Raw genomic sequence first — 20,805 nt, forward strand, 5'->3', positions numbered from 1 at the left:
CTCTACTGCTTGGCCTTGATGAGGCCCAGCTGAATCCAGACACCGGCGGGCAGGCGCAGCAGGTCGCTGTCCTGCTCAGGCCAGCCGGTGAACCGGCTGGTGTTGGTGAACTGCGTGTTCACGTAGTCCCAGAGCTGGATGGCCGGAAGGTCCTGGTTGGCCGTCTTGGCGAGCTGCACCATGATCGGCTTGGCCTGGTCGGCGGTGGCCGCGTTCAGCTTGGCCGTGAGCTCACCCGGGTTGACCTTGCCGACGCCCTGGACGTCGATCTCCTCCGCGCTGCCCATCCAGTTGCCGCCCTTGCCGGGAGCGCTGTGCGCCACCTTGCCCGCGACGTTGGTCCAGCCGTTGGAGGCGCCGTAGAGGCGCTGGAAGATGTCGTACGGCGCCGGGCCGAGCGCCATCAGCCAGAAGCCGACGTCGTACTTGCCGGCCGCGATCTCCTCGAGGTAGACCGGGTAGTCGGCCACGGTCACGACCTCGGCGTCCACGCCGTTCTCGATGAGCTGGCTCTTGATGTTCTCCTGCGCGGAGATCCAGTCGGAGAAGCCGGACGGCGCGTGCATCGTGAACTTCCACGGCGAGCCGTCGGCCAGCGCCCACTTGCCGCCCTTCTTCTGCAGGCCGGCCTCCTTGAACTCCGCCTCGGCCTTGGCCACGTCGTGCTTGTACGGCTCAAGGCTCGCCAGCTCGGAGCCGAGCCACTCCTGGGCGGGCTTCTGGTGGATGCCGGAGGTCGTCACGGCCGCGGTGCCGCCCTCGGGCGAGGCCACCTTGGTCACCTGCTCGCGGTCGATCAGGTAGGCCAGGCCGCGCCGCACGTGCACGTTGTCGTACGGCTTCTTCGACTGGTTGAACGCCATGCCGACGGCGACCGGCGAGAAGCCCTTGATCAGCTGGGAGCCGGGGGCGTTCTTGATCCGGGTCATCACGTCCGTCGGGGCGGCGGTGAAGCCGGCGTGGTCGAGCTTGCCCGCGGTCAGGTAGTTCCAGATCTGCTCGTTGCCGCTGTAGTTGAGGAACTTCACCTGCGCGGGTGCGACCTGTGCGGCGTTGTAGAAGTTCTTGTTCTTGACCAGCAGCGCCTCGCCGGGGTTGACCCGCTCCAGCGTGAAGGGACCGGCCGAGACGTCCTTCGGCGGGGCGAAGGCGAGCACCTTCTGGCCGAGGGCGAGGATCTCCTCGCGGTCCTTGTCGGCCTCGGCGCCGGTGCCCCTGGAGGCCTTGAGCTTGTCCCAGAAGTCGGCGGGCAGCAGGCTGCCCCAGACGTGCGCGGGCACGACCCAGTTGTCCATGACGCCCCGGGCGAACTTCATGCTCGGGTTCTTCATGTCCTGGGTGACCTTGACCGTCTTGGCGTCGACGACCTGGACGTCAGCCGCCACGCCCGCCGCGCCCGGCGTGGTCGCGAACGCGGTGCTGCCGGTCGTGGAGGCCAGGCCGAGGGAGAGCTTGACGTCGTCGGCCGTCACCGGCTTGCCGTCCGACCACTTGCCGTTCGGCTGGAGGTGGATGGTGATCGAGGAGTTGTCGGGGGCGATTTCCCAACTGGCGGCGATGCCGGGGTAGAACTGGTTCGGGTCGGTCAGATGGTTCTTGACCCATCCCAGCTTCATCGCGTTGTAGCCGATGAAGGAGTTGCCCTTCGGCGCCCATGGGTTCGCCGGGCCGCTCGCGTCGATGCCGGGCCGGTTCACGTCGATCGTGGTGAAGAGCCCGCCGCCGCCCGAGCCACTGGAATTGTTGGTGGAACCACCGCTGCACGCCGCTGTCGCGGTGGCAAGACCCAGCAACGCTACTACCGCTGCCAGTCGTTTCATTTGCCGCTCCGGGGAGATGTCGGGACCTGTCGATGATCTGTAGGGATTGACCGGACACTACGATCGCGCCCGACTCGCGTCAATAATCTCCAGTGGTTGTGAGGCTAATGTAACTTTCCTTCATCAGTGTGCGGAGTGGAGCTAAGCGCCGTCAAGTAATCGGTCAGCTCATTACCAAGACGGCCGCCCCGCTGACCTGGTCATTCGCCAGATCGGTGAGTGCGCGGTCCGCCTCTTCGAACGGGTAGAGCGTCGTCGTCACGCGTGGCGGATGCGCCAGCGCCAGCTCCAGATAGGCCCGCCCGTCGGCCCGGGTATTGGCCGTCACACTGCGTAGGGTGCGCTCCTGGAAGAGATGCCGCTCGTAGTCCAGAACGGGTACATCGGTCAGATGAATTCCCGCGATGGCCAAAGTGCCGCCCCGGTCGAGCGCTTCGAGTGCCGGTGGGACCAGGGTACCTACCGGCGCGAACAGGATGGCCGAGTCCAATGGCTCGGGCGGTATGTCGCCTGCGGACGCGGCGCCGAGCTCGAGCGCGAGCGCCCTGGAGGCCGCGGATCTGGTCACCGCGTGCACGACGGCACCCTGGGCGATGGCGGCCTGCGCCGTCAGGTGGGCCGAGGCCCCGAAGCCGTAGATCCCCAGCCGCCCGCCCGGCGGCAGGTCGCAGCGCAGCAGCGCCCGGTAGCCGATGATCCCGGCGCACAGCAGCGGCGCCAGCCGCTCGGCGGGCACGTCCTCGGGCAGGGGGTAGACGTAGTCGCGGGGCGCGACGAGATATCCGGCGTACCCGCCGTCGGCGTCCCACCCCGTGTAAGCAGAGTGCGGGCAGAGGTTCTCCATCCCCCGCAGGCAGTAGCGGCACTTACCGCAGGTGGAGCGGAGCCAGGCCACGCCGACCCGCTCGTTCGTGCCCTCCACTCTGCCCACCGCCTGATGACCGGGCGTGGTCCGCGGCCGCCGCGGCGGCAGGTCGCCCTCGGCCAGATGCAGGTCCGTACGGCACACGCCGCACGCCTCGACCCGCACCAGCACCTCGCCGGGTCCCGGCTCGGGCACGTCCCGCTCGACGAGCTCAAGCGGCCGCGTCGCCATCGGCCCCGGCTCGGCCACGACCCACGCCCGCATGGTCACGACAGCCTGGAGTAGGCGAGCGAGGCGTAGAGCGCGGCGCCGTCGGGCAGCACCGAGTCATCGAAGATCGCCTCGGGGGAGTGGTTGTAGGGCGAGGTGGCCGGATCCCGGTCGGGCGGGCACGCCCCCAGGAACACGAACGCGCCCGGCACCTCCTCCAGCACGTATGAGAAGTCCTCCGAGCCCATGATCGGCTGCGGCGACACGAAATACCGCCCGGGACCGAACAGCTCGTCGGCCGTCCTGCCCACGAACTCGGCCTCGCTCTGGTCGTTCACCGTCACCGGGTAACCCATCCCGAACGACGCCTCGACCTCCAGCCCGTGCGCCGCCGCGATGCCCTGCACGACCTCCACCAGCCGGCGCCTGACCTTCGCCCGGTTGTCCTTGCTGAACGTGCGCACCGTGGCCTCGAACCTGGCATCGTCGGGGATCACGTTGTCCGCCGAGCCGCCGTGGAAGCTGCCCACCGTCACCACCACGGGGTCGAACGGGTCGAACCCCCTGGTCACCATGGTCTGCAGCGCCGTCACCATCTCGCAGCCCGCCTGGATCGGGTCCAGCGCCCGGTGCGGGGTGGAGCCGTGCCCGCCGCGCCCCTTGACCGTCACGAGGAACGTGTCCGCCGCCGCCATGATCGGCCCCGGCCGCGACGCGAACAGCCCCGGCGGCAACATCCCGGACACCACGTGCATCCCGTACGCCGCCACGGGCCGCGCGCCCGCAGCGTCGAGCACGCCCTCGCCGATCATGTGCTTGGCGCCCTCGTGTCCCTCCTCACCCGGCTGGAACATGAAGATGACGTCACCCGCGAGCTCCTCGCGCCGCGCGCTCAGCAGCCGCGCCGCCCCCGCCAGCATCGTGGTGTGCAGGTCGTGCCCGCACGCGTGCATCTGACCGGGGAGCTGCGAGGCGTAGGGCAGATCGTTCTTCTCGGCCACGGGCAGCGCGTCCATGTCCCCGCGCAGCAGCACGGCCGGGCCCGGCCTGCCGCCCCTCAGCACGGCCGTGACGGAACTGAGCGAGGTGCCCGTCTTGACCTCCAACGGCAAGCCGTCCAACGCGGCCAGGACCTTCTCCTGCGTGCGCGGCAGGTGCAGGCCGAGCTCCGGCGTGGTGTGCAACGAGTGGCGGAGCTCGACGAGCTCGTCCCGGATATCAAGCGCTTCTTCAGTGAATGTCATGAAGGACATTGTTCATGCAGGGGACGGGAAGTCGACAAGGCGCGCTCGCTACGATGTGCCTGTGACTGAGCGCAAGCAGATCGATTCCTGGTTGTCCGACATGGACGGCGTCCTCGTGCACGAGGGGCGGCCGGTCCCCGGGGCGGACGAGTTCATCAAGCGGCTCAGTGAGTCCGGCAAGCGGTTCCGGGTCCTGACGAACAACTCGATCTACACTCCGCGCGACCTGTCGGTGCGTCTGGCCGGGGCCGGCCTCGAGGTGCCCCCCGCCTCCATCTGGACCTCCGCGCTGGCCACCGCCCAGTTCCTGGACGACCAGCGCTCGGGCGGCTCGGCGTACGTGATCGGCGAGGCGGGCCTGACGACGGCGCTGCACGAGGTCGGCTACGTGCTCACCGACCTCGACCCCGACTACGTCGTGCTCGGTGAGACCCGCACCTACAGCTTCACCCAGATCACCCGGGCCATCCGCCTCATCGAGGCCGGCGCCCGCTTCATCGCCACCAACCCCGACCCCATCGGCCCCTCCACCGAGGGTTCGCTCCCGGCCTGCGGCGCCGTGGCCGCCCTCATCACCAAGGCCACCGGCGTCGCCCCCTACTTCGTCGGCAAGCCCAACCCCCGTATGATGCGCAGCGCGCTCAACGAGATCGAGGGCCACAGCGAGACGACCGCCATGATCGGCGACCGCATGGACACCGACATCGTGTCGGGCATGGAGGCGGGCCTGTTCACGATCCTGGTCCTCACCGGCGTCACCCAGCGTGACGAGATCGACCGCTTCCCCTTCCGCCCCTCGCTGGTGGTCGACTCGGTGGCCGACCTCATCGACCTCATCTGAACCTGACGCCTTCTGACAGGTACGGATGGCACGCTTGGGTGCCATGACCCGCGTTTACCTGGAGATCGGCCCGAAGAAGGTGTTCGCCTGCTCGCTCGACTGGCCCGGCTGGTGCCGCGTGGCCAAGGGCGAGGAGGCCGCGCTGGATCTGCTCATGGAGTACGTCCCCCGCTACGGCGTGGTGGCCGCGCGGGCCGGCCTTGACTTCGCCCCTGGGGACCCGGTGGTGGTGGCGCGGATCCCCGGCAGCGACATCACGGACTTCGGCGCTCCGTACGCCGTCCCCGACCTGGACCAGGAGCCCCTGCCGGCCGCGGAGGCGGCACGCGGTGTCGCCCTGCTGCGGGCGGCCTGGGCCCTCTTCGACGAGACCGCCGCCACCTCGCCGGAGGACCTCCGTAAGGGCCCCCGTGGTGGTGGCCGCGACCTGTCGCGCATCGTCGATCACGTGCTGAACGCCGAGCGCGCCTTCGCCAGGAAGGTGGACGTGCGCCACAAGCCGTACAAGTCGCCCGGGGATCGGGACGCGATGAGAGCGGAGCTGGCCGACGTCCTTTCCCGGCCCTGGGAGCCGCCCCAGACGACGGGCTGGCCGCCCCGGTACGCGCTGCGCCGCATCGCCTGGCACGTCATCGACCATCTCTGGGAGATCGAGGACCGCCGCTAGCACCGGCGAAGGCAAAGAATCGACCCCGATTTCCTCGAGCTACGGGCAAACACAATCACTGACTGCAACCATATGGTGACCGAAAGCGGGGGCGGTTCACGATGATGGCCGCGTCCCATCCAGCAAATGCAAAGGTATGACGTGTGGACGTACAAGCGGAGATTCTCGACTTGAAGCTCCGTGTCGAAGGCCTCGAGACGTGCGGCCGGCTCACCGGCGCCGCCTCGGGGGCCGATATCGAGCAGGGCCTCCTACGCGAGATCAACGACCGCACCAAGCGCCTGGAGACGGAGATCGCCACCATGAAGGCGCAGATGGCGACGGCGCGGGCCGAGACGATCGAGCAGTTCGCGGCCGTCGACGTGGAGGTCGCGGCCATCCGGCGGGAGGTGAACGCCCACTTCGTCGCCTCGCCCGGCGAGGACGACTACATCCCGGCGCAGATAGCCGACGAGTTCGCTACCGTCCGGTCCGAGATCGGGCAGGAGTTCAACGCGGTGCGGTCCGAGCTGCTCGACCTGGGCATCAAGGTCGATCGGCTGCTGAAGAACGACTGTATGTGAGCGGCTGTCCCACCTTGCGCAGCACCACGCCGAACAGGCGGTCCGCTGCCAGGTATCCGGCGTGGCGGGAGTCGTGCGAGCGGTCCGGATTGTCGCCCAGCACCACGAGTCGCCCGTCCGGCACCCGCGTACCCGGCGCGGTCCGCAGGGCGGGGACGGTGTCGCGCGGTATCGGGTCACCCGGCACGGCCGCGACGCGCTTGATGATCCAGCGCGGGCCCAGGCTCAGCTCGGCGGCGGCCGGCTGGGGTCCGAGCGACCCCCGTGAGTGCCTGCCGTGCGAGGAACCGGCGAGCACGACGACGTGCCCCGCGTGCAGCGAACCAGGCGACGTCCGCCGGACGAGCACGCGCTCGCCGGGCCGGTACGCCGGCAGCATGCTCTCCCCCTGGACGGTCACCACCAGGTACCGGCGGCGCAGCCAGGCAAGGGCGACAGCGGTACCGGCGAGGCCGATGCCGGCGAGCACGGCCGCCACGCCGGTCACCGCGACGCTCCTGCCGGTTCGGCGGCGCCCTCGGACGGGTCCGGCCCCGCGTCGTCCAGGTAACCGGCCGCCTGCCGGGTGAACAGCTCGGCGTACGTGCCGCCGTCGGCCAGCAGCGCGGCATGCGTGCCCTCCTCGGCGACGACGCCGTCGGCCAGCACCACGATCCGGTCGGCGTCACGGACCGCGCCGAGGCGATGGGAGATGACCACGCTCGTGCGTCCCGACCGCAGCCTCGCCAGCCGGCTGTGCACCTCGAACTCGGCCTCCGGGTCCAGGCCGGAACTGGGTTCGTCGAGGATCATCACGTCGCGGTCGCGGCGCAGGAACGCCCTGGCGAGCGCCAGCCGCTGCCATTGCCCGCCGGAGAGCAGCACTCCCGAGTCCGCTCCGCCCTGGTCCTCCTCCTCATCCAGGGGAAATCCGCGGCTCAGCAGTGTGCGGTAGCCGTACGGCAGGGCCGCGACGGCGTCGTGGACGCCGGCGTCCCGCGCCGCCTGCTCGATCCGCGCCTGATCCTGCGCGGCGGGGAGGTCACCGACCGCGATGTTGTCGGTGGCGGTCAGCTCGTAGGACACGAAGTCCTGGAAGACGGCGCCGATCCGGGCGCGCAGCGTCTCCGGCGGCACGTCGCGGATGTCCACGCCGTCCCACAGGATCGCTCCGCGGGTCGGGTCGTAGAACCGGCACAGCAGCTTCACCAGCGTGCTCTTACCGGCGCCGTTGCGCCCGACCAGCGCGACCGTCTCCCCGTTCGGAACGAACAGGTTGACGCCGCGCAGGATCCACGGATGGTCCGCGCCGTAGCGGAACCAGACGTCGCGCAGCTCGATGCCCCGGCGCAAGGGCGGCAGCGACCGGCCTGGGGACGGTGCCGGCAGACCGGACCCGGCTGTCACGATCGTGACGTGGTGGTGGAACATCAACAACTGCTCGTACGCCATCACGCCGGCCGACACCATGACGTTCAGCGCCGCCTGCACACCGGCGACGGCCGCCACGAACATCGACACGTCGCCGACGCCGAGCTGCCCGCGGCCGGCCGCGAGGATCGTCCAGACCAGTCCCACGCCGGCCACGATCGCCGACGCGCCCGACAGGGTCGCCTGCACGGCGAACTCCCGCCGGTCCATCCGGCGGCGAGCGGCGTTGGCGGTCCGCAGCTCGGCCAGCATGCGAAGACGCAGGAAGGCGCCGAGGTCGAAGAGCCGGATCTCCTTGGCGGCATCCGCGGTCGACATCAGGTTTGCGTAGAACAGCTCCCGGCGCTCGGCCGGCCCGATCCGCCACAGCATCGCGACCCGCTGCCGCGACATCCGCAGCTCGATGATCAGAGCCGGTACGGCCGACAGCAGAACCACGACGGTGAACGCGGGGTTGATCAGCGCCAGGGAGCCGACGAACCCGGCGGCGGTCACCGTGCCGCGTGCGGCGGAGAGCGCGGTGTCCACCAGCCTGCCAGGGTTGCTCGCGCTCTGCTCGGCCAGGCGCAGCCGGTCAAGGAAGGCGGGGCTCTCGAACTGGGTCAGTCCCGTGACGCGGCATACCGCCGCGAACAGCTCGTCCTTGGCGCGCAGCGCGGCGCGGCGGTCCACCTCGGCGCGCAGGTAATGTCCGGCGTGCGTCGCCGCCGTGGCGACCGCCGTGACGACGGCGATCGTCACCGCCAGGGTGAGCAGCTCGCTCGTCTGCCCTCGCGCCACCCCGTCCAGCACGGCCTTGGTCAGCCAGGCCACGGCTACCGGGGTGGCGGAGCCCACCAGCGTGACCGCCAGGTATCCGAGGACATGGATCGGCGCCGACCGCCACACCAGCGCGGCGGCGCGTACCACGCTCCGTGCCAGCTCCCGCCGCGTCGGTGCCGGTTCGCTCACGTGGGCGACCCGGCCGGCAGCCGGGAGATCTCGGGCGCCGCCGCGAGCAGCTTGCCGCCCGTGGCGACCTGGAGGAAGGTCGGGAACGACTGCACGCCGAACGCGTTGCTCACAGCACTGTCCACGATCACTTGTGCCACGGGCTTCAAAGTGGTGACCATCTCCGCGGGGTCACCCGATCGGTTGTCGACCACCGCCAGCACCCGAGACCGGTCCTGGCCGGCGGCCCACGAGGCGAAGGCGGGAAGCTTCTCATGGCAGCCGCTGCAATCGGGCGACAGGAACGCGACCACCGTCCCGTCCGGCAGAAGATCCCTGGTGAGACGGGTCCCGTCCACGGTCGTCGCCTCGAAGTCGCCGGCGACGTCGCCGGGGGACAGCTGCCCGCCCCCGAGAGGGCCGCCCATCAGGTCGACGGCTTCATACAGCGCGTCCAGCAGCTTGGTGTGCTCCCGAAGCCGCCGGACCACGCCGAGCGTCAACACCAGATCCACGAGGCACAATGCGCCGACGAGGGCTACGACGGCGATCAGATAGGGCATGGGACACCTCCATGTGAGGGGCCCGGCCGACCCTCCAGCCGGGCACCCGAAAATGAGCGGTTATGAGCAGTAGACGTATGACTTGCAACCGCCGCAGGAGACACGACCGTCCGGGTAGTAGCAGCAGTACTTCGCGGTGAACGCCGGGAAGCTGCAGCACTGGTAGCCGCAGTCGGTCGCCTGGGCCACGGTGTGCGGCGCGACCAACTCGAGGAGCCGGTCGGCCATTCTGGTCACGAGGCGCATCAAATCGTTCCTTTCGGTCGTACGGGCGGGCCCGCGCCCGCCGCCCGTCGCAGCCTGCGCCAGAGCTCTGAGCGATTTCTCAACGAATTCTTAACGGCCTGTCCCCGCAGCTCAGCCCGGTTGCCGCAGGCGCGGCCAGATCACGGATGGTGAAAGGAAACGATCCGGTCGCGGACCTTGTCCGCCTGCGCATTGCCGACGGCGTCGAAGAACTCCGCCGCCTGCTTCCAGGCGTCGAGCCCGGCCGCGATGTCACCCGCCCGCACGTGCGTCTCGCCCAGGCGGACCAGCGTCTCGGCGGCCGCGTGCAGGTCGTCGCAGTCGCGCAGCAGCTCCGCCGCTCTCTCGAAACACGTCACCGCCCCAGCGAAGTCGCCTTTGAGATGCAGTACGTGGGCGACGCTGTCCCAGGCGTGGCCCTCGCCCTGGGCGTAACCGAGGTCGGCCAGGAGCCGCTGGGCGCGCCGGCAGTCGGCCAGCGCCTCGTCGTACTCGCCGATCTGGGCTCGCAACCAGCCGGAGTTGTTCAACGCCCGCGCCTCTCCGACGACGTCGCCGGCCTGCTGGAACAGCTCCAGTGCGTGCAGCGCGTGGCTCAGCGCGTCGCCGGGTCGCGCCTGGCTCAGCGCGACGGTCAGGCCCAGGTGGACGTGGGCCTGCAGGACCGGTTCGCCGAGGTCCCGGTGCAGCTCGACCGCCTGCTCGAAGTGCTCGACGGCCTCGCGGTCGCGGCCGAGCCTGGCGTGAGCCCTGGCGATGCTGTTGTGGCAGCGGGCTTGGGCCAGCCGGTCGCCGAGCCGCCCGGCCGCGTTCAACGCCACCGCCTGAGTGCGCAGGATCTCCTCCCAGAGACCACGGCGCTGCATGAACTCCGCGAACGCCCACGCCAGCTGCCACGCGTGCCGGTCGAACCCGGCCGTGGTCGCCTCCGCCAGCAACGCCGGCAGTGCGGCCGACTCGTCGGCGTACCACCGCAGGGCCGGCGCCTCTGCGTCGAAGCGCTCGACGACGGCGCCCCGCGCGGGTGGTTCCAGCCGCAGGTTGTCGCGGTGGCGGTAACACACACCGTTCGCGGCGCACGCCGAGTGCAGGTAGTAGTCCAGCAGCCGTCGTGTCGCCGCCCGCCGTACCGACTGCCTGTCGGTGGCGCGCGCCTGCTCCGACGCGTACACGCGCAGCAGGTCGTGCATGTGCAGACGGCCGGGCGCGTGGATCTCGACCAGGTTCGCCCGGTCGAGGTGCGCGGCCAGCTCCCGCGTGCGGTCCACCGGCAGCGCGGCCAGGCTCGCCGCCGCCGGCAGCGACAGGTGCGGCCCGGGGTGCTGCCCCAGGCGCCGGAACAGCCGGGCCGCGGGCTCGGGCAGGTCCCGATACGAGCGCCCGAACACTCCGCGCAGGTCGATCGCGGGGTCGCTGTGGGCGAACGGCTTCAGATCCGTGTCGGCCCGCTCGAGGTCCGCGGCGACCTCCGCCAGCGGCAGATCGGTGCGCTGGGCCAGCTGGGCCGCGACGATCGCCAGCGCCAGCGGCAGCCGGCCGCACCGCCGGATGATCCGCGCGGCGGCCTGTGGCTCCGCCGCGAGCCGCGCCTCGCCCAGCCACGTCGCCAGGAGCCGGTACGCGTCGTCACCCGGCAGCACGTCCAGACGCAGCATGTACGCCCCCGCCGTGACCGCGAGCCCGGACAGCTCGGAACGGCCGGTGACCAGCGTCAGGCACCCCGGCGCGGTGGCCAGCAGCGGGCGGACCTGAGCGGCGCCGCGGGCGTCGTCGAGCACGACGAGGACCCGCCGGCAGGCCAGCATGCTGCGGTAGAGCCCGATCTGCGCCTCGAAGCCCGACGGCACCTGGGCTTCCGGGACGCCCAGCGCGCCGAGGAAGCGGGGCAGGACCACGGCCGCGTCATCCGGGTCGACCGTGCTGAGATCGGCGTACAGCTGCCCGTCGGGAAAGCGGTCACTGTGCAGGTGAGCCCAGCGCAACGCCAGTGACGACTTGCCCACCCCGGGCGGCCCCGTGATCGCGCAGATCGTCGCGGTCGCCGTCCGCTCACCGATCGCGGCCAGTTGCTCCAGCTCGATCGCCCGCCCGACGAAGTGCCTCAGGCCGACCGGCAGCTGTGCCGGAACCAGGCGCGCGGTCTCGGTCGCGTCGCCGGAGCGCAGCAGCCTCCGATGGACGCGCTGCAGCGCCGTACCCGGCTCGACACCCAGCTCCTCGGCGAGCGTGCGGCGTACGCGAGCGAAGTGCGTCAGCGCCTCGGCGGTCCGCCCCCACGCGTGCAGCGCCTCGATCAGCGCGGCCGCCACCAGCTCGTCCAGCGGATACTCCTCGGCCAGCGGTGACAGCGCCGCCACCGAGGCCGCGGCGTCGCGGCCGGTCATCGCCCGTGCCCAGCGCAGCAGGGCCTCCCTGCGTTCGTCGCGCAGGCGGTGGCGGGCTCGTTCGGCCCATTCGCCGGGCAGCCCGGTCAGCGGGTCGCCGCGCCACAGCTCCAGAGCCTCACCCAGCGGCAAGACCGGGTCCGGCTCGGCCGTCGCCTGATCGGTGAGGCAGCGGAACCGCGACACGTCCACCGCGGACTCGTCCACATCGAGCAGATAGCCCCCGAGCCGGCGGACGACGGCGCCGTCATCGGCGAGTACGTCACGCCGGATACGTGTGATGATCGTGTACAAGGTGCGTCGCGCGCCGGGCGGAACCTGCTCACCCCAGACCCGGGCGAGGAGCGACTCGACGGACACGACCCGGCCGACCTCCCACGCGAGCGCGGCGAGCGCGAGCGCGACCTGCGGCGGCCGCACGGGCCGCGTCTGCCCCGAGCGCTCCACCTCCACCGGTCCGAGCAACCGGATCAGCACGACGGTCCACCTCCCTGCCCGTGGATCTTCGAGCGTAACGAGACCATGGGGCACGCGGTACGCAGTCGCCGTGATCGCAAGGCTCGGTGAGGAAGGTCATGAGCCGGATCAGAGCGACAGCGCGGGCTCCATGACCTCGGCGGGGCAGAGCCGGCCGATCACCGCGCGCACCTGGGCGCGCAGAGCGGGATCCGTGAGGTGGCCGTCCTCGTCGAAGTGCGGGCAGGCCGGGGAGATCACCAGCTCGTCGCCCATCACCACGGCGCCCGCCGCCTGGAGATGCTTGTACAGCTCCGCCTGCGCCCACATCGCGCCGCACGCGCGGGCGCTCGCGCTTATCACCGCCACGTGCTTGCCCGACAGCCTGTCCCGCGCCGACAACCAGTCCAGCGCGTACATCAGCTCCACCGGCAGCAGGCTGTGCTCGGGGGCGGTCAGCAGCACCGCGTCAGACGACGCCACCAGCCCGATCAGCTCGCCGGCGGAGGCTGGCACGGGACCGCGCGCGTACGGCGGGATCTCGCCCAGCCCGGGCCACACCGCGAAGTCGACGCCCAGGGGCAGCTCACCGCCCGCAGCGTCCAGCAATTTGTTGATAAAAGACCCCGCGTGCAGACTGGCGGCGATCCCGATGATTTTCACCCTCTGCTCCCATAGGGTTACGGATAGTACACAGAACCTGCCCGATGCCGCGGATGTCCAAGACCAGCTCCCGGTCAAGAGGCGCACACGCTTTGCCGCATGATGGAGCGATGGAGTACACCCGCGTGGGCGCGTCAGGGCTGAAGGTGTCGAAGATCGGGCTGGGCATGATGTCCTACGGGGATCCTGCGAAGGCGCCGTGGTTCCTGCCGGAGGAGGACGCGGAGCCCATCGTGCGCCGGGCGGTCGAGGGCGGGGTGACGCTCTTCGACACCGCCGACATGTACTCCGCCGGGGTGAGCGAGGAGATCACCGGAAGGCTGCTGCGAAAGCTGTTCGCCAGGCGCGAGGAGTACGTGGTGGCGACCAAGGTCTGCTTCCCGATGGGGCCGGGGCCGAACGATCGCGGGCTCTCGCGCAAGCACGTCCTCGACTCCGTGGACGGCTCGCTGCGGCGGCTCGGGACCGACTACATCGATCTCTACCAGGTCCACCGCTGGGACTCCGAGACCCCCGTCGAGGAGACGATGGCGGCGCTGGACGACGCCGTGCGGGCGGGCAAGGTGCGCTACACCGGGGCCTCGCTCATGTACGGCTGGCAGCTGGCCAAGATGCAGCACGCCGCGCGGCGCGCGGGCGGGACGGCGTTCGTGTCCATGCAGACGCGCTACAACCTGGCCTACCGGGAGGAGGAGCGCGAGGTCATCCCGTACTGCGCCGACGCGGGGCTCGGCGTGCTGGCCTACAGTCCCCTGGCGCGCGGGCTGCTCACCGGACGGGAGAGCGCCGGCACCGTCAGGGGGGCGCACGAGGGGCGGGCGCCGGAGAGTGAGGCGGTCGTGCGGGCGCTGACCACCGTCGCGGACGGGCGCGGCGTGCCGCCCGCGCAGGTCGCTCTGGCTTGGCTGATCGGCAAGGGGACCGTGCCGCTCGTCGGCGCCACCAAGACGCGGCACCTGGACGACGCGCTGGCCGCGGTGGAGCTCCGGCTCAGCGCCGGCGAGATGGCCGCGCTGGAGGCGCCCTACCGGGCTCGCGAGCCGTTCGGTTACGACTGGTGATCGTCTGAGGCGCGCGGGCGGCGGAAGATCACGGCCAGTACGCGCAGCACCAGGATGGCGGCGATCACCAGCAGGTTGTAGCCGATGAGCTGGAACAGCGAGGTGTTCCCCCACGCCGGCGGGCCGCCTGCCGTCCCGAGGAGGATGACCGCCATCACCCCGGCCGTGGCGCCGAGCACCGTCAGCAGCACCTGGTGGAGCAGGCCCGTCACGTAGCGGCGGTCGCGGTCGTCGGCGAGCAGCCGCACATTCATGGTGAACCGGCCGTGCTCCGCGGCGCTCGCGATGCGCTCGACACGGCGCGGCAGCCGGCGCAGCATCGGCAGCAGCGCGGCCAGCTCCTGTGTGACGGACTCCTTGATCGTCTCTGGGGTGATCCGCTCGGCGAGATGGCGCCCGGCGAACGCCCGGGCCTCGCCGATGAGGTCGAACCCGGGCGAGAGGCGTACGAGCGTGCCCTCCAGCGTGGCCAGCGCGCGGAAGACCGCGGCCACCTCGGGCGGGATCGACAGCCCATACGCCGAGACGATCTTGAACAGGTCGGTGAAGAGCTGCACGCTGTCCATTCCGGGCGCCAGATGCCTGGCCATGAACTGGCCGAGCGCCCGCTCTAATGCGGCCTCGTCGATGTCCTCCGGCCTGGGCACCACCTCCAGCAGCGCGTCGGTGACGCCCAGGGGGTCCTGCCGGTTCATGGCGAGCAGGAAGCGCTGCAGCGCCGAGCGCACCGAGCCGTCGAGCCGGCCGACGGAGCCGAAGTCGAGCAGCCCCAGCGTGCCGTCCTCGAGCAGCATGAGGTTGCCGGGATGCGGGTCGGCGTGGAAGACGCCCTCGACGAGGATCTGCCTGAGCAGGCAGGCGAGCAGGTCGCGGGCCAGCCCCGGCCCCTGCTCGGGTGTGGCCGTGGTGACCGGTCTGCCCGACAGGCGGCCCATGACGAGCACGCGCTCGGTGCACATGGCGCTGATCGGGGCGGGGTAGGTGACACCGCCGCCGTCGGAGGCCGCGACGGCCGCCATGTTGGCCGCCTCCACGCGGAAATCGAGCTCCTCGCGGATGGCCGTCGCGAACCCCTCGGCCAGGTCGCGCAGGCCCAGCGAGCGGCCCCAGCTGGTGCGCGACTCGAGCGTGGCCGCCAGCCGCCTGACGATGTCGAGGTCCTTCGCGACGACCGACTGGATCCCGGGCCGCCGCACCTTGACCACGACGCTCTGGCCGGTGTGCAGGCGGGCGGTGTGGACCTGCCCGATGGAGGCGGTGGCCAGCGGCGTCCTGCCGAACTCGGCGAACACCTCCTCCACCGGCCCGCCCAGCTCGGCTTTGAGCACCGGCTCGATCTGCTCCCAGGGCGCCGGGGCGACCTGGTCCTGCAGCCGTCCCAGCTCCTCGACGAACTCGGCGGGCAGCAGGTCACGCCGGGTGGAAAGGACCTGGCCGAGCTTGACGAACGTGACCCCGCCGTCGTCGAGCGCCTCGCGCAACGACCTGGCCAGCCGTACCTTGCCCGAACGGTCTTCCAGCCGCTCGCCCCGGCCGCGCAGGTACGGGCCGAGGCCGTGCCTGATCGCGATCCTGGTGATCTGGGAGTAACGCCTGGACCGGGAGAGGCGGCCGCGTACGGACCTGATCAGCTCCAGCGGCCCCGGCACCGAGCCCGGCGGAGCCAGCGCCTCGGCGATCACCAGGATCACCATCGGGATCAGCACCACCGACATGACGATGAGCAGCAGGAGCCCCAGTGCCGGCGCGGCCGGCGGATGCTCCCGGTCGACGGGGCCGATCGAGACCAGGATCGGCTCCAGCAGCGGCTGCGCCAGCCCGAAGGCGACCAGCGCGGCCAGGAACGTGCGCAGCCTGCCGAACCTGACGCCCAGCAGGCGCTGCGCCGCTGTGGCCAGGCCGAGGATCATCAGGAGGGTGAAGGCACCGAGAAGCACCTGGGTGGCGAGATCCATAGGTGAGGATCATTCCACGGCGGCGGCGCCTCGTCCTCGCTGACCGCGGCCCGCTGGAAGGGTCAGCGTGCGGCCGCGGCGCGAGCCCGGCGCTCCTCCCGGCGCTCGACGAACCTGGCGGCCGTCGTCTCGGTCTTGGCCAGGAACGCGGCCAGCTCCTCGCGGGCCTTCTCGCCCTCGGCGCCCAGCCCGGTCTTGTCGAACACCGACCACTGCCGCAGCACCGGCATCAGCACGTCGTCCAGGTGGAGGCGCAGGTCGTAGATGCCCTCGTTGGCGATGATCATGGCCTTGCGGGCGAAGCCGTCGATGCCCGTGCCCGGCATCTGGAACGTGGTGACGACGTCCGTCACCGCGCGCATGGTCTGGCCGGGGTCGAGCTCGAAGGCCGCCTTGAGGAGGTTGCGGTAGAAGAGCATGTGCAGGTTCTCGTCGGCGGCGATCCTGGCGAGCAGCCGCTCGCAGCCCTCGTCGCCGGAGGCCCTGCCGGTGTTGCGGTGCGCGATGCGGGTGGCCAGTTCCTGGAAGGAGACGTACGCGAGCTGCCCGAGCATGGTGCCGTACTCGCTGGTGAAGCCGTTCTCCATGTGGTGCATGCGGGCGCGCTCGAGCGCCACGGGATCGACGGCGCGGGTGACCGTGAGGTAGTCGCGGATGGCGGTGCCGTGGCGGTCCTCCTCGGCCGTCCACCGGTGCACCCAGGTGCCCCAGGCGCCGTCGCGGCCGAACGTGGTGGCGATCTCGTGGTGGTAGCTGGGCAGGTTGTCCTCGGTCAGGAGATTGACGATGAGCGAGATGCGAGCCGCCTCGGGGATCTTCGAGTCGCCTTCCTGCCAGGCCTCGCCCCCGTAGATGCCGTCGAAGTCGCGGCCCTCGCTCCACGGGATGTACTCGTGCGGGAACCACTCCTTCGCCATGGTGTGATGGCGGTCGAGCTCCACGGCCACGACGGGCTCCAGCTCGTGCAGCAGCTCCGTCTGAGTCATCGCCATAAAGATCTTCTCCTTCAGGTTACGGTACCGTAGGTTAGGCTACCCGAAGGACATACCGGTCAAATAGGGTGGCTGTATGCGACCCAGTGTCCGCGGTGTCCTACTCGACCATCATGAACGACTGGTGCTCTTCCGGCGCACTGTTCCCGGACGTGACATTTACTGGACCATCCCCGGCGGGCATGTCGAGCCCGGCGACGCCACGCTGGAGCACACCCTGCACAGGGAGTTGCTCGAGGAGCTGGGCGCGACGGTCTCGTCGGTGACGCCACTGGTCACGGTGTCGTACCCGTGGCAAGGCGGGGTCAAGACGCAGCACGTTTACGGCTGCCGCCTGGTGTCCATGGATCCGGGGCTGCGGCACGGGCCAGAGTTCGAGGATCCGTCGAGGGGGTTGTACGAGGTGGAGCGGTTGCGGCTGGACCGGTCGGAGATCACCTCACGCCACCTGATCCCCGAGGCGGTGGCCGGCTACCTGTCCGAGCACATCACCGCCCTGCCCCGCCTGATCGCCTAGGCCCGACCCTCCTCCAAGGGGCCCGCCGAAGTGCGATCGGTGGCGCCACGTCCCGCCCCTCTTCCCGAAGGGACCTCGCCGAAGTGCGGTGGGTGGCGGAGGAGCTCGGGTCGGTCGCGGGGTCAGGGATCGCGGCGCATGCGCTTCAGGTCGGCGCGGTGCTTCTTGGCGGCGATGCGGCGCTCGACGGCGCCGCGGCTGGGCTTGGTCGGGCGACGGCGCCGCGGCGGCGGGGCGATGGCCTCGCGCAGGCGCTGTGCCAGCCGGTGCGCCGCGGCCTCCCTGTTGCGCAGCTGCGAACGGTATTCGGAGGCGGCGATCGTGATCGTGGGAGCGCCCAGCCGTTCGAGCGCCCTGGCCTTCAGCGCGGGCGAAAGCGCGGTGGTCGCCGCCACGTCGAAGGTGAGCTCCACGCGGCTGTCGGTGGTGTTGACTCCCTGGCCGCCGGGGCCCGACGAGCGTGAGAAACGCCAGACGAGCTCGGCGTCGGGAATGACGACCGAGTCGTTGACGATCAGCGGGCCGGGCATGATCGGGGCTCCTGTTCTCCTTCTTCGAACGGTGTCACCGTATATGAGCGACATATGCCGCTCGCAACGGCATTTTCAATCACTGCCGTCACTGCGAATATGGAGGGAACGTCCCGCAGGAGAGGCGAAATTCCATGCAGCCACCCTCGGCCGCGCAGGTTGTCCTGACCGTGGTGTTGGCCATTGTCTCCGCTGTCGGATTCCTGCTCCTGCGATGCCAGGGCAAGGGACGTCCGTTCGGACCGGCGGGGCGCCGGCTCGCCATCGCCATCACCACGCTGACGGGGTGCCTGTCCGCCGCGGTCGCGCTGGTGAGCGGAATGGTTCTGAGCGAGAACCTCGCCACGGTGCTGGGCGCCGTCGCGCCGAGCGGGCTGTGGCTGAGCCAGATGCGGGGCAAGGAGGACGAGCGGCGCTCGCCGGCGCGGGAGGCGGCGACGTTCTGGCTGGTGTCGCTGCTGGCCAGGCTCGACCAGGCGATGGCCGAGGACCAGCGGATCTGGTGCGAGAAGCGGGTGGACGACTCGTGGGACGTCTACGAGCTCAGCCTGGCCGCCCATCGCTACCACGCCCGGATCGCCGAGCGGCTCCCACCGGAGGAGCGCAGGCGGGAGCGGGTGCACGCCAGGCTCGACGCGATCGAGCGGCGGCTGGACGTGGCGGCGCTGGTCGAGGACGGGGCTTCGCGCTCGAAAGTCGTCACGGCGCTGAACGGGTCGCGGCACACGCGGCTGGCCCGGTACGAGCGGTATCTGAACGACCTGACGCGGCTGCACGGGGTGCTCAGGCATGATGCGGAGGCCGAACTGCTGCGGCTGCTGGCGTGTGCGTACCGTGCCGGATACCGGTCGCTGCCCGCATTCGTGCCGCACACCGGCTCCCGGCGCGACGACGAGGTACGCACGAGATGAGGCGGGTGCGGCCTCAAGCGGGGTCGTGGAGGAGGATCTCCGAGTCCTCGGCGTCGCCGAGCGTGAACTCCAGCCGGGCGCCTAGCGCGCCGACGACGGTTTCGAGCGTGCGGAGCGTCAGGTTCTCGTCGCCGGACAGGATCTGGCTCACCCGGCCCGCGGAGACGCCCATCGACGCGGCCAGGTCGGCACGGGAGATCTTGTGCTCCCGCATGTACCAGGTGATCTCATCCACGACGTTCTGGGCGAGACCGCCCACCTCGTCGCGCGGGCTCCGTCGGAAGGCCATCACGGTCTCGCTCTCGACGCTCAACTACAGGTTCGTCTACAGATATCCCCACTTTAGCTCTACCTAAATCTTTAGGCAAGCCTAAAGTTTATGGACGCCGGCTCGTCGTTGGGAGCTCTCCCGCCGCCAACGGTGACCGTCCCTTCTGGGGAGATGAGGGGCGCGGACGCCGGGCGACGCCTTCTCGATGGCGGACTGCAAGGGGCGTGTGCCACTATCGCGCGTAAAGATCACGGGGTGGGGAGGCGCTGTGGCCGGGATCGTCGGCGTGCACGGGATCGGCAAGTACAACTACTATCTCGAGGCCGGGCGGTCCGAGGCCGGGGCGGCAGAGGCGATGCGGCTCAAATGGGACCGCTACCTGCACGTCGCGCTCAAGGGCGAGACGCGGGCGTACTTCAGTGAGATCGCCTATTTCTCGCACCACCTGAACGACGGCAGGCGCGGCGGCGACGCCGCGAGGTCCTCCGCGGCCATGGAGACGCAGGCCCAGCAGGTGCTCGTCGGCTGGGCGAAGAACCTGGGCGTGGGGGAGCACGTCACGGGGGCGCTCAAGTCGTTCACCGGCTGGCTGCTGGACAAGCTGGACAGCAGGTCGGCGGCGTTCGCCAAGTTGTTCGCGCCGGAGGTGGCGGCGTACCTCACCGATCAGGCCAAGCGCGAGAAGTGCCGGCAGGTCGTCGCCGACGTGATCAGGAAGCACCGGCCCAAGGTGGTGATCGCCCACTCGCTCGGCAGCGTCGTCACGTACGAGACCCTCTGGGCGAACCCCGACCTCCAGATCGACCTCCTGATCACCCTCGGCAGCCCCCTCGGCATGCGCAACGTCGTCTTCGAGCGCCTCCTGCCCGCCCCCATCAACGGCCGCGGGGAGCGCCCCGAAGGCGTCAAGCGCTGGGTGAACATCGCCGACAAGGACGACATCGCCGCCATCCCGCCCAACCTGGCAGTCAGCTTCACCGGCGTGGACGTGGAAGAGCTGGTCAACCTGGACTGGATCGACTTCCACACCGTCGAGAAGTATCTAGGCTGCCCGGCGCTGGACCCGCATCTGCGACCATTCCTGGCATGACGTGGATTGTGTTCGACTACGGCGGTGTCCTGTCCCTTCCCCAGCCCGAGTCCGACGCCGAGGCCATGGCGCGCGCGGTGGACGCGGACCCCGAGGCCTTCAAGCAGGGCTACTGGGAGCACCGGCTCGACTTCGACCGGGCGAGCCTGAGTCCGTCGGCCTACTGGTCGGCGGTGGTGGACCGGCCCGTGACCCAGGCCGAGGTCGCCCGCCTGGTCGCCATGGACGTCGCGAGCTGGGCGTACCCCAACGTGGGCACGGTCGCCCTGCTCGGTGAGCTGATCGAGGCGGGACGGGACGTGGCGCTGCTGTCCAACGCGCCCGTCTGCATCGGTGACGGCCTGGACGAGCTGCCCTGGATCGCGGCGATCGGCCACCGCTTCTACAGCGGCAGGATGGGCCTGGTGAAGCCCGATCGGGAGATCTATGACGAGGTCGCCCGTGCGCTCGGCGCCGACCCGTCCGAGATGGTCTTCATCGACGACCGCAAGGAGAACATCGAGGGCGCCGAGCGCGTGGGCATGACCGGCGTGCACTTCACGGACGCCGCCGCCCTCCGCGGCACGCTCTCGGGGGCCCTGTGAAATGACGTTGTGAGACCTCGCGAACAGGACGA

The 20,805-nt window shown here is 70.4% G+C and carries 21 protein-coding genes; 8 read left to right on the plus strand and 13 right to left on the minus strand.

Annotated features, from left to right (window positions below):
* Positions 1 to 2 precede the first annotated feature (2 nt).
* The 3 genes from ACQPWU_RS21000 to ACQPWU_RS21010 all read right to left on the minus strand — a co-directional run bounded on the left by ACQPWU_RS21000 (position 3) and on the right by ACQPWU_RS21010 (position 4,139).
* Positions 3 to 1,820 (minus strand): ABC transporter substrate-binding protein, encoded by a 1,818-nt coding sequence (locus tag ACQPWU_RS21000; RefSeq protein WP_433442508.1) that lies wholly within the window; start codon positions 1,818 to 1,820, stop codon positions 3 to 5.
* A gap of 163 nt (positions 1,821 to 1,983) precedes the next feature.
* Positions 1,984 to 2,949: a zinc-dependent alcohol dehydrogenase family protein gene (locus tag ACQPWU_RS21005; RefSeq protein ID WP_433445258.1), complete on the minus strand. Its 966-nt coding sequence runs from the start codon at positions 2,947 to 2,949 to the stop codon at positions 1,984 to 1,986.
* A gap of 2 nt (positions 2,950 to 2,951) precedes the next feature.
* Entirely contained in the window at positions 2,952 to 4,139 is a 1,188-nt protein-coding gene (locus ACQPWU_RS21010; protein ID WP_433442510.1) for a M20 metallopeptidase family protein, read from the minus strand.
* 61 nt (positions 4,140 to 4,200) lie between these two features.
* On the opposite strand from ACQPWU_RS21010, the gene ACQPWU_RS21015 reads away from it, so the two are divergent.
* The 3 genes from ACQPWU_RS21015 (at position 4,201) to ACQPWU_RS21025 (ending at position 6,210) form a co-directional block, all read left to right on the plus strand.
* Positions 4,201 to 4,980 (plus strand): HAD-IIA family hydrolase, encoded by a 780-nt coding sequence (locus ACQPWU_RS21015; protein ID WP_433442512.1) that lies wholly within the window; start codon positions 4,201 to 4,203, stop codon positions 4,978 to 4,980.
* A 43-nt stretch (positions 4,981 to 5,023) separates the two neighbouring features.
* Positions 5,024 to 5,647, plus strand: a complete 624-nt coding sequence (locus tag ACQPWU_RS21020) for a hypothetical protein (protein ID WP_433442514.1) — start codon at positions 5,024 to 5,026, stop codon at positions 5,645 to 5,647.
* Positions 5,648 to 5,790: 143 nt separating this feature from the next.
* A complete protein-coding gene (locus ACQPWU_RS21025; protein ID WP_433442516.1) occupies positions 5,791 to 6,210 on the plus strand; it encodes a hypothetical protein in 420 nt (139 codons plus the stop codon).
* On the opposite strand, the gene ACQPWU_RS21030 is transcribed toward ACQPWU_RS21025, so the two are convergent.
* From ACQPWU_RS21030 to ACQPWU_RS21055, 6 genes are all read right to left on the minus strand, one after another.
* Complete coding sequence (locus ACQPWU_RS21030; protein WP_433442518.1) at positions 6,173 to 6,697, minus strand: S26 family signal peptidase; 525 nt, start codon at positions 6,695 to 6,697, stop codon at positions 6,173 to 6,175. The genes ACQPWU_RS21025 and ACQPWU_RS21030 overlap by 38 nt on opposite strands.
* Entirely contained in the window at positions 6,694 to 8,571 is a 1,878-nt protein-coding gene (locus tag ACQPWU_RS21035) for an ABC transporter ATP-binding protein (RefSeq protein WP_433442520.1), read from the minus strand. Before ACQPWU_RS21035 ends, ACQPWU_RS21030 begins: the two co-directional genes overlap by 4 nt.
* Positions 8,568 to 9,113, minus strand: coding sequence for a hypothetical protein (locus ACQPWU_RS21040; RefSeq protein ID WP_433442522.1), 546 nt, complete (start codon positions 9,111 to 9,113; stop codon positions 8,568 to 8,570). The genes ACQPWU_RS21035 and ACQPWU_RS21040 overlap by 4 nt, the downstream gene beginning before the upstream one ends.
* Before the next feature lie 60 nt (positions 9,114 to 9,173).
* Complete coding sequence (locus ACQPWU_RS21045; RefSeq protein ID WP_433442524.1) at positions 9,174 to 9,359, minus strand: hypothetical protein; 186 nt, start codon at positions 9,357 to 9,359, stop codon at positions 9,174 to 9,176.
* Positions 9,360 to 9,499: 140 nt separating this feature from the next.
* On the minus strand, positions 9,500 to 12,220 hold the full coding sequence (locus ACQPWU_RS21050) for a BTAD domain-containing putative transcriptional regulator (protein WP_433442526.1): 2,721 nt from the start codon (positions 12,218 to 12,220) through the stop codon (positions 9,500 to 9,502).
* Between the two features lie 108 nt (positions 12,221 to 12,328).
* On the minus strand, positions 12,329 to 12,862 hold the full coding sequence (locus tag ACQPWU_RS21055; protein ID WP_433442528.1) for an NADPH-dependent FMN reductase: 534 nt from the start codon (positions 12,860 to 12,862) through the stop codon (positions 12,329 to 12,331).
* A 110-nt stretch (positions 12,863 to 12,972) separates the two neighbouring features.
* Here ACQPWU_RS21055 and ACQPWU_RS21060 point away from each other — a divergent pair, with 110 nt between their 5' ends.
* Positions 12,973 to 13,923: an aldo/keto reductase gene (locus ACQPWU_RS21060; protein WP_433442530.1), complete on the plus strand. Its 951-nt coding sequence runs from the start codon at positions 12,973 to 12,975 to the stop codon at positions 13,921 to 13,923.
* Here ACQPWU_RS21060 and ACQPWU_RS21065 read toward each other — a convergent pair.
* Positions 13,911 to 15,878, minus strand: coding sequence for an ABC1 kinase family protein (locus tag ACQPWU_RS21065; protein WP_433442532.1), 1,968 nt, complete (start codon positions 15,876 to 15,878; stop codon positions 13,911 to 13,913). The two genes, ACQPWU_RS21060 and ACQPWU_RS21065, sit on opposite strands and share 13 nt — an antisense overlap.
* Before the next feature lie 62 nt (positions 15,879 to 15,940).
* Positions 15,941 to 16,864, minus strand: coding sequence for an acyl-ACP desaturase (locus ACQPWU_RS21070; RefSeq protein ID WP_433442534.1), 924 nt, complete (start codon positions 16,862 to 16,864; stop codon positions 15,941 to 15,943).
* Between the two features lie 82 nt (positions 16,865 to 16,946).
* Between ACQPWU_RS21070 and ACQPWU_RS21075 the strand changes: the two genes are divergently transcribed.
* Positions 16,947 to 17,387: an NUDIX domain-containing protein gene (locus ACQPWU_RS21075; protein WP_433442536.1), complete on the plus strand. Its 441-nt coding sequence runs from the start codon at positions 16,947 to 16,949 to the stop codon at positions 17,385 to 17,387.
* 122 nt (positions 17,388 to 17,509) lie between these two features.
* Here the strand turns inward: ACQPWU_RS21075 and arfB are convergent, their stop codons facing one another.
* Positions 17,510 to 17,917 (minus strand): alternative ribosome rescue aminoacyl-tRNA hydrolase ArfB, encoded by a 408-nt coding sequence (gene arfB / locus ACQPWU_RS21080; protein ID WP_360698849.1) that lies wholly within the window; start codon positions 17,915 to 17,917, stop codon positions 17,510 to 17,512.
* Positions 17,918 to 18,051: 134 nt separating this feature from the next.
* Between arfB and ACQPWU_RS21085 the strand changes: the two genes are divergently transcribed.
* A complete protein-coding gene (locus ACQPWU_RS21085; RefSeq protein WP_433442538.1) occupies positions 18,052 to 18,828 on the plus strand; it encodes a hypothetical protein in 777 nt (258 codons plus the stop codon).
* A 13-nt stretch (positions 18,829 to 18,841) separates the two neighbouring features.
* Here the strand turns inward: ACQPWU_RS21085 and ACQPWU_RS21090 are convergent, their stop codons facing one another.
* Complete coding sequence (locus tag ACQPWU_RS21090) at positions 18,842 to 19,117, minus strand: helix-turn-helix domain-containing protein (protein WP_360698845.1); 276 nt, start codon at positions 19,115 to 19,117, stop codon at positions 18,842 to 18,844.
* A 250-nt stretch (positions 19,118 to 19,367) separates the two neighbouring features.
* Between ACQPWU_RS21090 and ACQPWU_RS21095 the strand changes: the two genes are divergently transcribed.
* Entirely contained in the window at positions 19,368 to 20,189 is an 822-nt protein-coding gene (locus ACQPWU_RS21095) for a hypothetical protein (RefSeq protein ID WP_433442540.1), read from the plus strand.
* Entirely contained in the window at positions 20,186 to 20,773 is a 588-nt protein-coding gene (locus ACQPWU_RS21100) for an HAD family hydrolase (RefSeq protein WP_433442542.1), read from the plus strand. Before ACQPWU_RS21095 ends, ACQPWU_RS21100 begins: the two co-directional genes overlap by 4 nt.
* The last annotated feature ends 32 nt before the right edge of the window (positions 20,774 to 20,805 follow it).

Origin of the sequence: Nonomuraea sp. CA-141351, assembly GCF_050944675.1 — a bacterium.
Taxonomy (GTDB): Bacteria; Actinomycetota; Actinomycetes; order Streptosporangiales; family Streptosporangiaceae; genus Nonomuraea.